Origin of the sequence: Luteimonas sp. MC1782 (assembly GCF_014164605.1) — a bacterium.
GTDB lineage: Bacteria > Pseudomonadota > Gammaproteobacteria > Xanthomonadales > Xanthomonadaceae > Luteimonas.
This window is the reverse complement of sequence record NZ_JACJFT010000001.1, coordinates 48,567-65,232: the sequence shown is the minus strand read 5'-3', so window position 1 is coordinate 65,232 and position 16,666 is coordinate 48,567. Positions and strand designations below refer to the sequence as shown.

Below are 16,666 nucleotides of genomic sequence, written 5' to 3'. Positions count from 1 at the left end.
GATCAGGCCACGCGGCTGGCGATCGCCTTGGCGAACGTCATGGTGGTGCCCTCGCCTCCCAGGTCCGGGGTCAGCGAATCGCGGGCCTCGAGCGTGGCCACGATGGCCGCGCGCAGGCGTGTCGCCTTCTCCGGCATGCCGAGATGGTCGAGCATCTGCGCGGCGCCGAGCAGCAGGGCGCAGGGGTTGGCGATGCCCTTGCCGGCGATGTCCGGGGCCGAGCCGTGCACCGCCTCGAAGATCGCGGCATCGGCGCCGATGTTCGCACCGGGAGCCAGGCCGAGGCCACCGACCAGGCCGGCGCACAGGTCGGAAATGATGTCGCCGAACAGGTTGGTGGTCACGATGACGTCGAACTGCTCCGGGCGCATCACCAGCTGCATGCAGGTGTTGTCCACGATCATCTCGTTGCATTCGATGTCGGGGTACAGCGCGGCCACTTCGCGGGCAACGTTCAGGAACAGGCCCGAGGTGGACTTCAGGATGTTCGCCTTGTGCACAACGGTGACCTTCTTGCGACCGGTGCGGCGCGCCAGCTCGAACGCGTAGCGCACGATGCGCTCCGACCCCTTGCGCGTGGTGCGCGTGATCGAGATGGCGCTGGAGCCGTCGGCCGCAGTCTCCTGGCCTTCGGCGCTGTACGCACCCTCGGTGTTCTCGCGCACCGTGACCACGTCGACGCCTTCGCTGAAGCGCGAACGGGTGTTGGGGAAGGACGTTGCCGGGCGCACGTTGGCGTACAGGTCGAACCGCCGGCGCAGCTCGACGTTGATCGACGAGAAGCCGCCGCCCACCGGGGTGGTCAGCGGGCTCTTCAGCGCCACGCGGTTCCTGCCGATGGAGTCGAGCGTGGCCTGCGGCAGCAGCTCGCCGTGCTTTTCCAGCGCGACCAGGCCGGCGTCGGCTTCTTCGTAGACAAGGTCGAGGTCCATCGCCTCGAGCACGAGCAGGGTGGCGTCCATGATCTCCGGGCCGATACCGTCGCCGCGGATGACCGTGATGGTGTGGGTCATTGTGTTGGGGTCCATGCAGGAAGACGCCGGGCGGGGGGCACGTGGCGTCGAGAGGCTTGAATCAGCAAGCAATTATGCCGCAAGCCGCGCTCGGCCGTGCGCTCCGAGGGCCGGACACCGCAGTCCGGCCACGCCTCAGTCGTGCACGTGCGGCCCGGCGACGGCCTCGCCGGCCTCCAGCCGGTCGAGGAAATCGACCGCGCGGCGCATGTGCGGGATCACGATGCTGCCGCCCACCACCAGCCCGACCGAGAACGCCTCGAACATCTCGTCGCGTCCCACCCCCGCCTCGCGGCACTGCGCCACGTGGTAGCTGATGCAGTCGTCGCAGCGCAGCACCAGTGACGCCACCAGGCCGAGCAGTTCCTTGGTCTTCACGTCCAGCGCGCCAGCCTGGTAGGTCTGGGTGTCGAGTGCGAAGAAGCGCCGCACCACCTGGTTGGGCTCGGCCAGAATCCGCTCGTTCATGCGCTGGCGGAAGGCGGTGAACTCGCGCAGGCGCGCGTCTTCGGCGGAATCCGTACTCATGCGCCCTTCCCCGCCAGCAGCGGCTCCAGGCCGCCGGCGCGGTGCAGCGCCATCAGGTCGTCATAGCCGCCCACGTGCACGTCGCCGACGAAGATCTGCGGCACCGAGGTGCGGCGCGCCAGGGCGACCATCTTCTCGCGTTCGGCGGGATCGGTGTCGATGCGCACCTCTTTCCACTCCAGGCCCCGACTGCGCAGGAAGTTCTTGGCGGCCACGCAGTAGCCGCAGATGGCGCTGGTGTACAGGGTGATCTCGGGGGCGATGGACTCGTTCAATGTGCTCTCCGGAAACTTGCGCGACGTGGTGCGGTCGATTGTGGGGGCAAGCGCCGCGATTTCCAGCACCCGCAGGGGTGGCGCGTGCCATCCGGCGCAGCCGGCCGGGATGGATTAACGTCGGATTCACGCCCTGGGTGCCCCAGCCCACCATGCTGTCCGTCGCCGCTGCACGTTTCCAAAGCCGCCCTCCGCCCGACCGAGCCCCACGACCGATGCGCCTGCTGCCCGCCACCACCGCCGTACTGGTCCTCGCATTCGCGGCCGGCCACGCCCCCGCACAGGAGCAGCGCCTGCCCGACATCGGCTCGTCCGCCGCCACCCTGCTCGGCCCCGCGCAACAGGAGGAATACGGCAGCATGCTTCTGGCGCAACTGCGCCACTACGGCTACGTGCTCGACGATCCGCTGGTCGACAGCTGGCTGCGCGGGCTCGGCAACCGGCTGTCGGCATCCAGCGACAGGCCGACGCAGGACTTCACCTTCTTCATGATGAAGGACCGGTCGGTCAACGCCTTCGCCACGCTCGGCGGCTACATCGGCACCAATGCCGGCCTGGTCCTGACCGCCGGCAGCGAGGACGAGGTCGCGGGGGTGCTCGCGCACGAGGTCGCCCATGTCACCCAGTCGCACGTGCTGCGCGGGGTGGAGCGTGCACAGCGCGACAGCGTGCCGATGCTGCTGGCGATGCTCGGCGCGATCGCGGTCGCCAGCCAGTCCGACAGCAGTTCCTCCGGCGAGGCCGCCATGGCCGCGGTCGCCAGTGCCCAGGGCTTGGCCTTGCAGCGGCAGATCGATTACACGCGCTCCAACGAATCGGAGGCCGACCGGCTCGGCATGCGCACCCTGGCGCGCAGCGGCTACGACACGGCGGCGATGGCCCGGATGTTCGAGCGCATGCAGGCCCTGTCGCGCACCAACCAGGGGGGTGAACGCGAGCGCCTGCCCGACTACCTGCGCACCCACCCGGTCACGACCACCCGCATCAGCGAGGCGCGCCAGCTGGCCGAACAGCACGCAGCCGCGCCGGGCAACCCGGCGCTGGCCACCCGCGGGCTGGCCGGTGACAACCCGCTGCTGCCGCATGCGCTGCGCATCGGCACCCCGTCGGCCTCCACAGGCGACGGCCGTTTCGCGTGGGCCCGCGAGCGGCTGCGCGTGCTGAGCGCGGACACCCCGGCCGCGGCGATCGCGGAATACCAGCGCCTCGCGCGTGCGGCTGCCCTGGATGACGCGCAACGCTACGGGTTCGGCCTGGCGCAGCTGCTTGCCGGCAATGGCGCCGCGGCCGCAGGGGAGTTCGAGGCCCTCCTGCCAGCGCATGGCGACGACACCTGGCTCGCCATCGGACTCGCCCAGGCCGACGCGCGCCGCGGGCGCCACGCCGCGGCGGACGCGCGTTTCGAGGCCCTGGTCCAGCGCATGCCGCGCAATCGCGCTGTGGTGCTTGCCTATGCCGAGATGCTTGGCGAACGGAACAATGCCGACGCCGGCCGCCGTGCCCAGGACATCCTGCGGCCGCTGCTCGGCAGCTCGAGCGAAGACCCGGTGTTCCAGCGCACCTTTGCGCGTGCCAGCGAGATCGCCGGCGACCCGGTCCGCGCCGGCGAGGCCTGGGCGGAATCGTCATTCCTCAACGGCCGCGCCGAAGCGGCCCTGATGCAGCTCAACACGCTGCGCCGCCGCGAGGACCTCGACTATTACGCACGCGCCCGCATCGACGCGCGCATCGCCGCCATCACCCCGATCGTGCTCGAGCTGCAGCGCCAGGGAATCCGCGACCCCGATCTGCGCCGCTGAGGAAGGCCCGGCCGCCCCGGCGCCGTGTCACCAAACCGTCACCAAACCGTCGTCTAATGCTTGCGTCCCCCCTCCGCGAGCCGTGAACGCGTGCAAAAGCGCATCCTCATCGTCGACGACGAGCCGGCCATCCGCGACATGGTTGCCTTCGCGCTCCGCAAGGGCGATTACGACCCGGTCCACGCCGGCGATGCCCGACAGGCCCAGGAAGCGATCGTGGACCGCGTGCCAGACCTGATCCTGCTCGACTGGATGCTGCCCGGCACCAGCGGCATCGAGCTGGCACGGCGCTGGCGGCGCGAGCCGCTGACGCGCGACGTGCCGATCATCATGCTGACCGCGCGCGGCGAGGAGAATGACCGCGTCGGCGGCCTGGAAGCCGGCGTCGACGACTACGTGGTCAAGCCGTTCTCCTCGCGTGAACTGCTCGCCCGGATCCGCGCGGTGATGCGCCGCTCGCGCGAGGACGACGAGGACGGCAGCGTCCACGTCGGCGGACTGCGCATCGACGGCGCCGCCCATCGCGTGTTCGCCGGCGCCGAACCGGTCGCGATCGGGCCCACCGAATACCGCCTGCTGCATTTCTTCATGACCCATCCCGACCGGGTGTACTCGCGCTCGCAGCTGCTCGACCATGTCTGGGGCGGCAGCGTCTATGTCGAGGAGCGTACGGTCGACGTGCATATCCGCCGCCTGCGCAAGACGCTGGAACCGGTCAGCCTCGATGCCATGGTGCAGACGGTGCGTGGCGCGGGTTACCGATTCTCCGCCTCCGTCTAGACTGGCGGCATGCCGCCCACCGCAGAATCCGCCTGGCTGCGCACCCTGGCCACCCTGGCCACGGTGCTCGCGGGCGCGCTTGCCCTCGGGTTCGCGGTCGGCAAGCCCTGGCCGGCGCTCGCGCTGGCGGCGCTGGCGCTGCTGGCCGGCCATGTGCTGCGCTTGCGCCGCCTGCTGACGCGCGTGGACACCCGCCAGCGCATGCCACCGCCGGGCCACGGCCGCGGCACCTGGAGCGAGGTGGAACGCCTGCTGCACCGTCGACGCCAGGATGCCCGCACGCGTGACCGGCGGCTGGTCGAAATGCTGCGGGCCTACCGTACCGTGGCCGCGGTGCTGCCGGACGCGCTGGTGATCGTGGACCGCAACAGCCAGCGGCTGCTCTGGTCGAACAGCGCCGCGACCACCCTGCTCGGCCTCGATTACCCGCGCGACCAGGGGGCGAGCATCAGCGAACGGCTGCAGCCGCTGCCGATGGCGCGCTGGCTCAGCGCCGGCCGCCATGCGGAGCCGATGTTCGACGTCGCCTCGCCCGTCGATGCCGGCGTGCGCCTCAGCTTGCGCCTGATCCCCTATTCCGACTCGCTGTGGCTGCTGGTCGCGCGCGACGTGGGCAAGATGGTGCGCCTCGAGCAGATGCGTCGCGACTTCGTCGCCAATGTCTCGCACGAACTGCGCACCCCGCTGACCGTGGTGCACGGTTACCTGGACATGTTCGACCCGGAGGACAACCCGGAATGGGCTCCGATGCTGGAGGAAATGCGCAGGCAGTCGCAGCGCATGACCCAGCTGGTCGAGGACCTGCTGACCCTGTCGCGGCTGGAAGCCCAGGAGGCGCTGCCGGACGAGCCCGTGTCGATGGCATCGATGCTGGCCACGCTGCGGCGCGAGGCCGAGGCGCTCAGCAAGGGCCGCCACGTGATCACGGTCGAGGACCATGCCGGTGTCGACCTGGCGGGCTCCACCCGGGAACTGCACAGCGCGTTCTCGAACCTCGTGGCCAACGCCGTGCGCTATACGCCCAGCGGTGGCGCGATCTCGATCGGGTTCATGCGCAACGCGGAGGGTGGCGCGGATCTCGCAGTGCGCGACAGCGGCTACGGCATCCCGGCCGACCACCTTCCGCGACTGACCGAACGCTTCTACCGCGTCTCCACCAGCCGCACGCGCGAGACCGGCGGCACCGGCCTGGGGCTCGCGATCGCCAAGCACGTGCTGCAGCTGCACCAGGCCCGCCTCGGCATCGAGAGCGAGGTCGGGCGCGGCAGCACGTTCACCTGCCACTTCGTCGCCGCGCGCATCGTCGAGCGCGACGACGACGACCACCACGGAGAACAGCGCGCCCATGAGCACGCCCGGTAAGACGCCCAGGCGGCGCGCAAGCGCGCCCCGGTCCAACAAGCTGGCGACCTCGACGCAGGCCCCGGCGCCCGTTGACACGCAGGGCACCCAGGAGCAGTCCGACGCCGACCCGCTGCGCGATCCGGCCCTGTACCTCAACCGCGAGCTGTCGCAGCTGGACTTCAACTTCCGGGTCCTCGCCCAGGCGCAGGACGCGTCCATGCCGTTGCTGGAACGGCTGCGCTTCCTGTGCATCTCGTGCACCAACCTCGACGAGTTCTTCGAGATCCGCGCCGCCACCGTGCGCCATGCGCAGGACTTCGACATGCCGCTTCCGGTCGATGGGCTGGCACCGGCCACCGTGCTCAGGCGCATCCACGAACGCACCGCGGACCTCGTGGACGCGCAATACCAGTGCTGGAACGACGTGCTGCGCCCGGCGCTGGCCGACGCCGGCGTGCGCGTGCTGTCGCGCGACACCTGGAACACGCGCCAGAAGCGCTGGCTGCGCGCGTATTTCCGCGAGGAGATCCTGCCGGTGCTGTCGCCGCTCGGACTCGACCCGTCGCATCCGTTTCCGAAGATCCTCAACAAGTCGCTGAACCTGGTGGTGGTGCTGAAGGGCAAGGATGCATTCGGGCGCAGCGGGCACCTGGCGATCGTGCGCGCACCGCGCTCGCTGCCGCGAATCATCCGCCTGCCCGAACGCGTATCCGGCGGCGAGCACGACTTCGTGTTCCTGTCGGCGATGCTGTCGGAGTTCGTCGACGACCTGTTCCCGGGCATGACGGTGAAAGGGGCGTACCAGTTCCGGGTCACCCGCAACTCGGAGTTGATCGTCGACGAGGACGAGATCGAGAACCTCGCGCTGGCGCTGCGCGACGAGCTGGTCGGCCGCGGCTACCTGCGCGCGATGCGCCTGGAGATCGCCTCCGATTGCCCCAAGCCGATCGTCGAGGGCCTGCTGCGCAACTTCGACCTGCCCGAAAACGCGGTGTACCGCATCAACGGGCCGGTCAACCTCAACCGCGTGATCCAGGTGTACAACGAGGTCGACCGCCCGGAACTGAAATTCCCCGCGTTCCAGCCGCGGCAGCTGTCGGGCGGTGACGCGATGTTCGAGCGCATCGCCGCGGGCGACGTGCTCCTGCACCACCCCTTCGACGCGTTCACGCCGGTACTGGAACTGCTCAAGCAGGCATCCACCGACCCGGGCGTGCTGGCGATCAAGCAGACGCTGTACCGCACCGGCAAGGACTCGGCGATCGTCGAGCACCTGGTGCAGGCGGCGCGCAACGGCAAGGACGTCACGGTGGTGGTCGAGCTGCGGGCGCGCTTCGACGAGGAGGCCAACCTCGGCCTGGCCGACCGCCTGCAGGACGCCGGGGTGCAGGTGGTGTACGGGGTGGTCGGCTACAAGACCCACGCCAAGATGCTGCTGGTGGTACGCCGCGAGGGCAAGCGCATGCGTCGCTACGTGCACATGGGCACGGGCAATTACCACAGCGGCACCGCGCGCGCGTACACCGACATCGGGCTGCTCACCGCCGACCCCGGGATCGGCAGCGACGTGCACCAGATCTTCCAGCAGATTTCCGGGTTGGCGCCGGCGATCCGGCTCAAGCGCCTGCTGCAATCGCCGTTCACCCTGCACGCGGGCGTGATGGCGCGCATCGAGCGCGAAGCCGGCTTCGCGCAGGACGGGCGCGCGGGCCGCATCATCGCCAAGATGAACGCCTTGAACGAGCCGCAGGTGGTGCGTGCGCTGTATGCCGCTTCGCAGGCCGGCGTGCAGATCGACCTGATCGTGCGCGGTGCATGCACGCTGCGCCCGGGAATCCCGGGCGTTTCCGACAACATCCGCGTGCGCTCCATCGTCGGCCGCTTCCTCGAGCACAGCCGCGTGTACTGGTTCGGCAACGACGGCGCGCCGGAAACCTTCTGTGCCAGCGCCGACTGGCTGGAGCGCAACCTGCTGCGCCGCGTTGAAACCTGCTTCCCCATCATCGACCCGGTGATCGCCGAACGCGTGCGCCGGGAAACGCTCGAGAACTACCTTGCCGACAACACCACTGCCTGGGAGCTGCAGTACGATGGCAGCTACCGCCAGCTCGCGCCCGCGGAGGGCGAGCCGCCACATTCCGCGCAGGCGGCACTGATGGCGGGGACCGGATGATGAACGACACGCGCGCATCGGCCACCGCCTCGCAATCGCAGCCGCTGGAGGACGGCGACATGCTGGCGGCCATCGACCTCGGCTCGAACAGCTACCACATGGTCGTTGCGCGCTACACGCTGGGCCAGCTGCGCGTCGTCGACCGCCTGCGCGAGACCGTGCGCATGGCCGAAGGACTCGATGCCAAGGGCGGGCTGGTCACCGAGGTGCGCCAGCGCGCCCTGCAATGCCTGGCGCGTTTCGGCCAGCGCATCCGCGATATCCCCCCGCACCGCGTGCGCGCCATCGCCACCAATACCGTGCGCCGCCTCGCCGCGCCGCAGGCGTTCCTGATGCCTGCCGAGACCGCGCTCGGCCATGCGATCGAGGTCGTGGCCGGCCGCGAGGAGGCGCGCCTGGTCTACCTCGGCGTAGCACACGCGCAGCCGCCCAAGAACGACCAGCGCCGGCTGGTGATCGACGTCGGCGGCGGCTCGACCGAATGCATCATCGGCCGCGGATTCACCACCATCGAACGCGAGAGCGTGCAGGTCGGGTCGATCGCCACCACGCGCCGCTTCTTCTCCAACGGCCGCCTGTCACGGCGCAAATGGCGCGATGCCCTGATCGAGGTCTCCGCCGAATTCCAGCAGTTCGCCAGCGCCTACCGCAGCCTCGGCTGGCACGAAGCGATCGGCACATCGGGCACCAGCAAGGCGATCGGCGAGATCTGCGCCACCATGAAGCTCACCAAGGGCGCGATCACCGCCGAGGCCCTGGCCACCGTGCGCGAGCGGCTGCTGCGCGCAGAGCTCATCGACGACATCGACCTGCCGTCGCTGTCGGCCGACCGTCGCCCGATCATCGCCGGCGGACTGCTCGCACTGGAAGCCGCGTTCGACACGCTCGGGCTGCAGCGCATGATGGTCAGCAAAGCCGCGCTGCGCGAGGGCGTGCTGTACGACATGCTGGGACGCGCCGGCGATGCCGATCCGCGCGAGGCGTCGATCGCGGCACTGGTGCTCCGCTATGGCATCGACCAGGCGCAGGGCGCACGGGTCGCGGCCACGGCCCTGGCGTTGTTCGACCAGGTCGCGGCGGCGTGGTCGCTGTCCCCCGACGACCGGCTGATGCTGGACTGGGCCGCACAGCTGCACGAGCTGGGGCTCTCCATCGCGCACAGCCAGTACCAGGTGCACGGCGCCTACGTGGTCGAGTATTCCGACATCGCCGGCTTCTCGCGCCAGGAGCAGCAGTTCCTGGCGGCGCTGGTGCGCACGCATCGGCGCAAGGTCCCGAAGTCGGCGTTCGAGGCACTTCCCGACCGCCTGTTGCCCGAGGCGCGGCGCCTGGCGATCCTGCTGCGCCTGGCGGTCCTGCTGCACCGCGGCCACGAAGAAGCCCATATCCCGGGCCTGCGCGTGGTCGCCGAAGGCAGCATGCTGTCGCTGGACCTCCCGACGCGCTGGCTCGGCGAGCGTCCGCTGCTGCAGGCCGACCTGGACGGCGAGCCGGGCGAGATCGGCGCCCTCGGCATCGTGTTCCGGATGGGCTGAAACGTGGCGCGGGAGCCGCGTGCGGCGCTTGCGCGCCGATCAGTCCTTGGCGCGCGCCGAATAGATGCGCACTTCGGTCCTGCCGTCCGGCTTGGGCACGAACACCATCTGCGTCTGCGACAGCACGTCGCCGCCCGCGGCGGTGATGTAGAACAGGCCCCAGTCCTGGGCATCGCCCATGCGGTCGAAGCTGCCGACGATGCGACAGCTGGCCTTCCTGCACGCGATGTCGACGTTGCCCGGCGTCAGCCCGGTCGCAGCCATGGTGTCCCCGGAGATGGTGGCCACCAGCGTGCGTTCGGTGGACGGCCCGGTCGCCGGATCGGCGACGTCGCGCGCGAACTGCGCCTCGAGCTCGCGCAGCTGCCGGTCGCGCGCCGCCGCCGCCTCTTCTGCTGATTGCGTCCGTCCCATCGCGGTCGCCTCATCGCCATCGCGCGCGCCCATGCCCACGCCCAGACCCGGATCCGGTTGCGCCGGACGGCGTCGCAGCCCGTCGGCGCCACCGGTTTCCAGCGCGGCCATGCGCTCGGTCAATTGCGCGATCGCGTCGGCGTCGGGCTTGGCGCGGTCCTTCGGCCCCCACACCAGTGTGGCCACCAGCGCGATCACCGCGAGCGCCGCGATCATCCACGGCAGGCGTTCCCGGAAACCCTTCTTGTTCGGCTCGACGCTCATCGTTGCTCCTGCGGACCAGGGCCGTGGTGGCCGAGGCAAGGCATGCACTTTAAACGCAAGCGAGCCACGGATTCCGCCACCTCACCAGCCCGCCGCGCCTACCATCCGCTACCGTATCGCCCGATGCTATGCTCGGCGCACCCGTCACAGGAGCATGGAATGACGCATCGCGTTCTGCTCGCACTGGCCTTGGCCTGCCTTGTACTCGCGGGCTGCACCAGCGGCCCGGTGCGCCGGGTCTCCGAGCCCGCCGCCAGCATCCAGCAGCTCACCGTGGCCGCCGACGGGAGCTGGTCGGTGGAGCTGAGGCTGCAGAACTACAGCAGCGTCCCGATGCGCTTCGACAGCCTCACCTTGGATGTCCGTATCGGCGACCAGGCCGCAGGCAAGCTCCTCCACCAGCCGGCGTTGACCGTCGGGCCCGAGTCCGCCGACGTCGTCAGCGTCACGATGCGTCCCGACGCGGGCGCACGCATGGTCCTGGCCGACGCACTCGCCTCGCGGCGCGGCGTGGATTACGCGCTGGAAGGCAGCATCGACGCCGCGCCTGCAGATCGCGGCTCATCCCGCAGCTACAGGATCCTCCGCAAGAGCGCGCTGAGCCCGATGCCGGGCCTGCCCGGCGTGCTGCGCTGAGCGCCTGCGACAGGCACGACGCACCCCACCCAGACCAGGACACCGCGCGAACCCATGAGCAATTACCAGGCCCCGATCGACGATGTGCGTTTCGTGCTCAACGACGTGTTCAACGCCCAGGCGTTGTTCGCGCGCCTCGGATTCCACGATGCCAGCGCGGACGTGGTGGATGCCGTGCTCGAGGAAGCCGCGCGGTTCACCGGCAGCGTGCTCGCCCCGCTCAATGCCGTCGGCGACCAGCAGGGCTGCCACCACGACCCCGCGACGGGCGATGTCAGCACGCCGGACGGCTTCAAGGCGGCCTATGCTCAGTTCATCGACGCCGGCTGGCCGGGCCTCACTGCCGACCCGGCGTTCGGTGGACAGGGAATGCCGCACATGCTCGGGCTGTCGGTCAACGAGATGGTCAACGCGGCCAACCTTGCCTGGGGCAACTTCCCGCTGCTGTCGCACGGCGCGGTGATGGCCATCGAGCGCCACGGCGAGGACTGGCAGCGCGACGTGTTCCTGAAGCCGCTGGTCGAAGGCCGCTGGACCGGCACCATGTGCCTGACCGAACCGCACTGTGGCACCGACCTGGGCCTGCTGCGGACGCGGGCCGAGCCTGCCGCGGACGGCACCTACGCGATCCACGGCACCAAGATCTTCATCACCGCCGGCGAGCACGACTTCACCGACAACATCGTGCACCTGGTGCTGGCGCGGTTGCCCGACGCACCGCCCGGGCCCAAAGGCATCTCGCTGTTCGTGGCGCCCAAGCTCAAGGTCGGCCGCGACGGCAGCATCGGCGCACGCAACGCGCTGCGCTGCGGGTCGATCGAGCACAAGATGGGCATCAAGGGCTCGGCCACCTGCGTCATGAATTTCGACGGCGCAGAAGCCTACCTGGTCGGCGAGGCGCACGGCGGCCTCAAGGCCATGTTCACCATGATGAACTCGGCGCGCATCGGGGTGGGCCTGCAGGGGCTGGGACTCTCCGAGCGCGCGTACCAGAACGCACTGCGCTACTCGCGCGAGCGCCTGCAGTCGCGTTCGCTGTCCGGGGCGAAGTTCCCGGACAAGCCCGCCGACCCGATCATCGTCCACCCCGACGTGCGGCGCATGCTGCTCTCCATCAAGTCGCTGGTGGAAGGCAGCCGCATGCTCGCGCTGCAGGCGGCCAGCCTGCTCGACATCGCCTCGCATTCCAGCGATGCCGACGAGCGCGCGCGCGCCGAGACCCTGGTCGGGTTCCTCACGCCGATCTCCAAGGCCTGCCAGACCGAATGGGGCATCGAAAACACCTACAACGCGCTGCAGTGCTTCGGTGGCCACGGCTACATCGTCGAGCACGGCATGGAGCAGCTCGCGCGCGACGCGCGCATCACCACGCTGTATGAGGGCACCACCGGCATCCAGGCGCTGGACCTGATCGGGCGCAAGACGGCGTCCTCGCAGGGCGCCGGCCTGAAGCTCTTCCTGGCCGAGGTGGAGGCGTTCTGCGCCGCCCATGCCGATGATCCGGAACTGGGCGCCGATGTCGCCATCCTGCGTGCCAAGGCCGCGGAGTGGACGGTGCTGACCAGGAACGTGCTGCAGCGCGCGGCCGAGAATCCGGAGGAGCTTGGCGCGGCCAGCCACGACTACCTGTTCTATTCCGGCTACGTGGTGCTGGCCTACTGGTGGCTGCGCGCCGCCGCCGCGGCGCGTGAGTCGTCGCGGAGCCAGGCGTTCAAGGACGCCAAGCGCGAGACCGCGCGCTTCTATTTCGCGCGCATCCTGCCACGCACCCTGGCGCACGCCGAGGCGATGGCTTCGGGCGCCGCATCGCTGATGACGCTCGAGGCCGACGCCTTCGACGCCTGACCTGCGTCTGCCGCCCCGCCGCCGGCCAGCTCCGGCGGCGCTACACAAGCCGTAGTCGAGGGCGTATAAGCTGTTGTTCCCATGGAACCCGACAGAGCGAAACTTCGCCTCGTCCGCGGCATGGGCCCCGCCCCGCCGGCCGCCGTTGGCCTCCCGGCAGGCGCCGGCCGACATGCGCTTGACCGCGTACGCCTGCTGTCCCTGGATGCCCACGGCCGCGCCCTCGACTGGATGAGCTGGCAGGACGCGACCTGCCTGTACGTGCGCGGCGCCGTGGCCTGGACGCTGGGCGATCCCTGCCTCGCGGTGCGCGGCGGCACCTGCCGCGCCACCGGCCTGCGCAGCCTCGTGGAACTCCATCCGATCGTCGCCGCGCGCAGCCAGGCGCGCTCGCGCGCGCTCAACCCGACGCCCGCGCTGACCAACACCGCGCTGTTCGCCCGCGACCAGCACCTGTGCCTGTACTGCGGGCGCGACGTGGCGCATCGCCACCTGACCCGCGACCATGTGCATCCGCTCTCGCAGGGCGGCGAGGACGCCTGGGAGAACGTGGTCACCGCCTGTTTTCCGTGCAATTCGCGCAAGGGCGGGCGCACGCCGCAGCAGGCGTCGATGCCGCTGCTCGCGGTGCCGTACCGGCCGAGCTGGATCGAGCACCTGATCCTCTCCAACCGCAACATCCTCGCCGACCAGATGGCATTCCTGAAGAGCCAGTTGCCGAAGAAACCGCGCCACTGAGCGACATCCGCGCGTGCCGCCACGAACAAGCGCGACCACGGTCACCAAACGCCCGGCGCAGGTGACGCGCAGCAGCCGCAACTGCCGCAGCGCGCGCGTTGACGCAGCTGCCACGCTCCCGGACACTCGCTCATCACTGTTTCCGGAGCATGTTCGCCCATGTCGCTGACCCTCGGCCTGACCGGCATGGACCCGGCTACAGAAACGGCGTTGAAGGCCGCGTTCGACGATGGCAACGCACGCCTCGGCGGCGCGTGGCGCCTGCTCCCGGAAGCCGAAGCCGACCACGTCGTCGTCGACATGGACAGCATGTACGGTCCGATGAGCTGGCTGCGCCTGCATGCCGCCGGACGCCACGTGATCGGGCTGACGTCGGCGGCGCGGAGCCAGACCGAGTTCCGCCTTGGAAGGCCATTTGATGGCGCCCAGGTCGCAGAGCTGCTGGCCGAAGTCGCGCGCAGCGTCGGTGTCGAGCTTGCCGCCACGCCGGCGCCCGGGATCGGAAGCGCCGCCGCGAATGCGGCTCCCGCGGCCGCGGAACAGCACGAAGCGGTTGCACCCGCACCGGTTGCAGCCAACGCCATGTCCGCGGCACTGGATGCAGTGGAAGCCGCCCCACCACCCGTGGCGCCCGCGCCACCCGCAGCGGTGGCAGCGCTGCCGGAACCTCCCATGCAGGCGGTCCCGCCGGATGAGGATTCCGGCGGCACCGTCGAGATGCTGCCGGTCGAAGAGGCCGAGGAGCTGATTGAGGAAGCTCCACCCGTGCCCGACGACCTCGCCGCGTGGCTCCGTCCCGGCGCGCTGTCCGGCCGCGTGCGATTCCGCCGCGCGTCGGGTCCGACCCTGTTCATCGATGCGGACAACGACAGGTGGCACGGCCCGACGCCCCTGAATCCGCTCGCCGGCTATTTCGAAGGCGCGCTCGAGGCATCCGACTTCGCACCGGTCGACGCCGCCACCTGGGCGCGCGAGACCGCCGCTGCGGGCGCGCCGCAGCCGCTGGCTCGCCTGCGCTGGCTCGGTGGCCTGCTCGCCGGCGGCGGCGCCCTGCTGCCCGGGGAAGACCCCGCCGGGCGGTTTGCACTCACCAAGTGGCCGCAGACCGAGCGCGAATATCCGCGCCACTTCCGCATCGCGACCGCGATGATGAAAGGACCCGCAACGGTGGCCGAGATCGCCGAAGCCAGCGGCATCCCCGAGGCCGACGTCGCCGACTTCATCAATGCCAATCTGGCCACGGGCTACGCCGAGGCCGTGGTAGAGGCACCGCCGGTCGTCGAAGAGCCGGTCAAGGCGCGCGCCGGCGGCTTGCTGGGGCGCCTGCGCAACCGCTGAACGGGGGCCAGCCACGCGGCGCCCCGCCGCCACGCGCCGCGGGGCCCTGCCGTCTTACAATGTGCGGATGATCGACTCCACCCGCCATCCGCGCCTTGCGCGCATCGACAACCCGGCCCGCCTGCGCGAATTCGACGAGGCCGAGCTGCCCGCGATCGCCGACGAGCTGCGCGCCTACCTCATTGAATCCGTCGGCAAGAGCGGCGGCCATTTCGGCGCGGGCCTTGGCGTGGTGGAGGTGACCACCGCCCTGCACTATCTTTACGACACCCCGCGCGACCGCATCGTCTGGGACGTCGGCCACCAGGCGTATCCGCACAAGATCCTGACCGGGCGCCGCGACAGCATCCACACGGTCAAGCAGAAGGACGGCGTTGCGCCGTTCCCCAAGCGCGAGGAAAGCGAGTACGACACGTTCGGCGTCGGTCACTCCTCCACCAGCATCTCGGCCGCGCTGGGCATGGCGATCGCCGCCGCGCGCGCCGGTGACGACCGCAAGGTGGTGGCGGTGATCGGCGACGGCGCAATGACCGCCGGCATGGCCTACGAGGCGCTCAACCACGCCGGCGGCATGGACCCGGAGCCCAACCTGCTGGTGGTGCTCAACGACAACCGCATGTCGATCAGCGAGAACGTCGGCGGGCTGACCAAGATGCTGGGCCGCGCCACCGGCAGCCAGACGCTCAACGCGTTGCGCGAGGGCGGCAAGAAGCTGCTCGGCGACAAGCGCGGCGCGCCGGCGAAATTCGTGCGCCGCTGGGAAGAGCACTGGAAGGGCATGTTCGTGCCGTCCACGCTGTTCGAGGAAATGGGCTTCCACTACACCGGCCCGATCGACGGCAATGACATCAAGGCGCTGGTCTCGGCGCTCAAGGTGGTGCGGGGCATGAAGGGCCCGCAGCTGCTGCACGTCATCACCACCAAGGGCAAGGGCTACGAGCGCGCCGAAGGCGACCAGATCGGCTACCACGCCGTCTCGCCGTTCGACCCCGACCAGGGCCTGGTGTCCAAGCCCGGCGCGGTCAAGAAGCCCACCTACACCGACGTCTTCGGCGACTGGCTGTGCGACATGGCCGCGGCCGACGACACGCTGATGGCGATCACCCCCGCGATGCGCGAAGGCTCGGGCCTGGTGCGCTTCAGCAAGGAGTACCCGGCGCGCTATTTCGATGTCGCCATCGCCGAGCAGCACGCGGTCACGCTGGCCGCGGGCATGGCCTGCGAGGGCGCGAAGCCCGTCGTCGCCATCTATTCGACGTTCCTCCAGCGCGGCTACGACCAGCTTGTGCACGACGTCGCCGTCCAGCAGCTCGACGTGCTGTTCGCGATCGACCGCGGCGGCGTGGTCGGGCCCGATGGCGCCACCCACGCCGGCAACCTCGACCTCAGCTACCTGCGCTGCGTGCCGCACATGGTGGTGATGGCGCCGGCCGACGAACGCGAGTGCCGGCAGATGCTGACCACCGGTTTCCGCCACCCGGGCCCGGCCGCGGTGCGCTATCCGCGTGGCAGTGGCACCGGCATCGCCGCCGGCGACGCACTCGAGACGCTGCCGATCGGCAGGGCCGAACTCCGTCGCGCCGGCACGCGCGTCGCGCTGCTGGCGTTTGGCGCTACGGTGCCGGCGGCCGAAGCGGTCGCCACCGAGCTCGGCCTCACCCTGGTCAACATGCGTTTCATCAAGCCGCTCGACCGCGAACTGCTGCTGCAGCTGGCCGCGAGCCACGAGGGCTTTGTCACCATCGAGGACAACGTGGTGATGGGCGGTGCCGGCTCCGCGGTGTCGGAGCTCCTGGCGGCTGAAAACGTGTTGTTGCCGGTCCTGCACCTCGGCCTGCCGGACGCCTTCCAGCACCACGCCAGCCGCGAGGACCTGCTGGCCGAGGCCGGCATCGACGCCGCGGGCATCCGCGCCGCCGTCCTGGCGCGCTGGCCACAGGCCGAGCAGCCCGCGGCGGCGCCGCGCACCGCCGCCGGCTGACGG

At 70.2% G+C, this 16,666-nt stretch carries 14 protein-coding genes; 10 read left to right on the top strand and 4 right to left on the bottom strand.

What is annotated here, in order from left to right:
- Window positions 1-2: 2 nt before the first annotated feature.
- The 3 genes from H5368_RS00300 to grxC all read right to left on the bottom strand — a co-directional run bounded on the left by H5368_RS00300 (window position 3) and on the right by grxC (window position 1,816).
- Window positions 3-1,013 carry an isocitrate dehydrogenase gene (locus H5368_RS00300; protein ID WP_182820439.1) on the bottom strand — a complete coding sequence of 337 codons (1,011 nt, stop codon included), beginning with the start codon at window positions 1,011-1,013 and terminating at the stop codon, window positions 3-5.
- 135 nt (window positions 1,014-1,148) lie between these two features.
- Window positions 1,149-1,541 (bottom strand): carboxymuconolactone decarboxylase family protein, encoded by a 393-nt coding sequence (locus H5368_RS00295; RefSeq protein ID WP_182820438.1) that lies wholly within the window; start codon window positions 1,539-1,541, stop codon window positions 1,149-1,151.
- Window positions 1,538-1,816, bottom strand: a complete 279-nt coding sequence (grxC, locus tag H5368_RS00290) for a glutaredoxin 3 (protein WP_182820437.1) — start codon at window positions 1,814-1,816, stop codon at window positions 1,538-1,540. Before grxC ends, H5368_RS00295 begins: the two co-directional genes overlap by 4 nt.
- Window positions 1,817-2,031: 215 nt before the next feature.
- On the opposite strand from grxC, the gene H5368_RS00285 reads away from it, so the two are divergent.
- The 5 genes from H5368_RS00285 (at window position 2,032) to H5368_RS00265 (ending at window position 9,447) form a co-directional block, all read left to right on the top strand.
- Window positions 2,032-3,615 carry a M48 family metalloprotease gene (locus tag H5368_RS00285; protein WP_182820436.1) on the top strand — a complete coding sequence of 528 codons (1,584 nt, stop codon included), beginning with the start codon at window positions 2,032-2,034 and terminating at the stop codon, window positions 3,613-3,615.
- A gap of 90 nt (window positions 3,616-3,705) precedes the next feature.
- Window positions 3,706-4,395, top strand: a complete 690-nt coding sequence (gene phoB / locus H5368_RS00280) for a phosphate regulon transcriptional regulator PhoB (protein ID WP_182820435.1) — start codon at window positions 3,706-3,708, stop codon at window positions 4,393-4,395.
- A gap of 9 nt (window positions 4,396-4,404) precedes the next feature.
- Window positions 4,405-5,757: a phosphate regulon sensor histidine kinase PhoR gene (gene phoR / locus H5368_RS00275; RefSeq protein WP_182820434.1), complete on the top strand. Its 1,353-nt coding sequence runs from the start codon at window positions 4,405-4,407 to the stop codon at window positions 5,755-5,757.
- The gene (gene ppk1 / locus H5368_RS00270) at window positions 5,741-7,912 is read left to right on the top strand and encodes a polyphosphate kinase 1 (protein WP_182820433.1); all 2,172 of its coding nucleotides are present in this window, start codon (window positions 5,741-5,743) and stop codon (window positions 7,910-7,912) included. The genes phoR and ppk1 overlap by 17 nt, the downstream gene beginning before the upstream one ends.
- On the top strand, window positions 7,912-9,447 hold the full coding sequence (locus tag H5368_RS00265; protein WP_182820432.1) for a Ppx/GppA phosphatase family protein: 1,536 nt from the start codon (window positions 7,912-7,914) through the stop codon (window positions 9,445-9,447). Before ppk1 ends, H5368_RS00265 begins: the two co-directional genes overlap by 1 nt.
- 39 nt (window positions 9,448-9,486) lie before the next feature.
- Here the strand turns inward: H5368_RS00265 and H5368_RS00260 are convergent, their stop codons facing one another.
- Complete coding sequence (locus H5368_RS00260) at window positions 9,487-10,125, bottom strand: hypothetical protein (protein ID WP_182820431.1); 639 nt, start codon at window positions 10,123-10,125, stop codon at window positions 9,487-9,489.
- 159 nt (window positions 10,126-10,284) lie between these two features.
- On the opposite strand from H5368_RS00260, the gene H5368_RS00255 reads away from it, so the two are divergent.
- From H5368_RS00255 to dxs, 5 genes are all read left to right on the top strand, one after another.
- On the top strand, window positions 10,285-10,761 hold the full coding sequence (locus H5368_RS00255; protein ID WP_182820430.1) for an LEA type 2 family protein: 477 nt from the start codon (window positions 10,285-10,287) through the stop codon (window positions 10,759-10,761).
- A 54-nt stretch (window positions 10,762-10,815) separates the two neighbouring features.
- Complete coding sequence (locus H5368_RS00250) at window positions 10,816-12,606, top strand: acyl-CoA dehydrogenase C-terminal domain-containing protein (protein WP_182820429.1); 1,791 nt, start codon at window positions 10,816-10,818, stop codon at window positions 12,604-12,606.
- 81 nt (window positions 12,607-12,687) lie between these two features.
- The gene (locus H5368_RS00245; RefSeq protein ID WP_182820428.1) at window positions 12,688-13,344 is read left to right on the top strand and encodes an HNH endonuclease; all 657 of its coding nucleotides are present in this window, start codon (window positions 12,688-12,690) and stop codon (window positions 13,342-13,344) included.
- Window positions 13,345-13,503: 159 nt separating this feature from the next.
- Window positions 13,504-14,682, top strand: a complete 1,179-nt coding sequence (locus H5368_RS00240; RefSeq protein WP_182820427.1) for a hypothetical protein — start codon at window positions 13,504-13,506, stop codon at window positions 14,680-14,682.
- 67 nt (window positions 14,683-14,749) lie between these two features.
- Window positions 14,750-16,663: a 1-deoxy-D-xylulose-5-phosphate synthase gene (dxs, locus tag H5368_RS00235; protein ID WP_182820426.1), complete on the top strand. Its 1,914-nt coding sequence runs from the start codon at window positions 14,750-14,752 to the stop codon at window positions 16,661-16,663.
- Window positions 16,664-16,666: the final 3 nt, after the last annotated feature.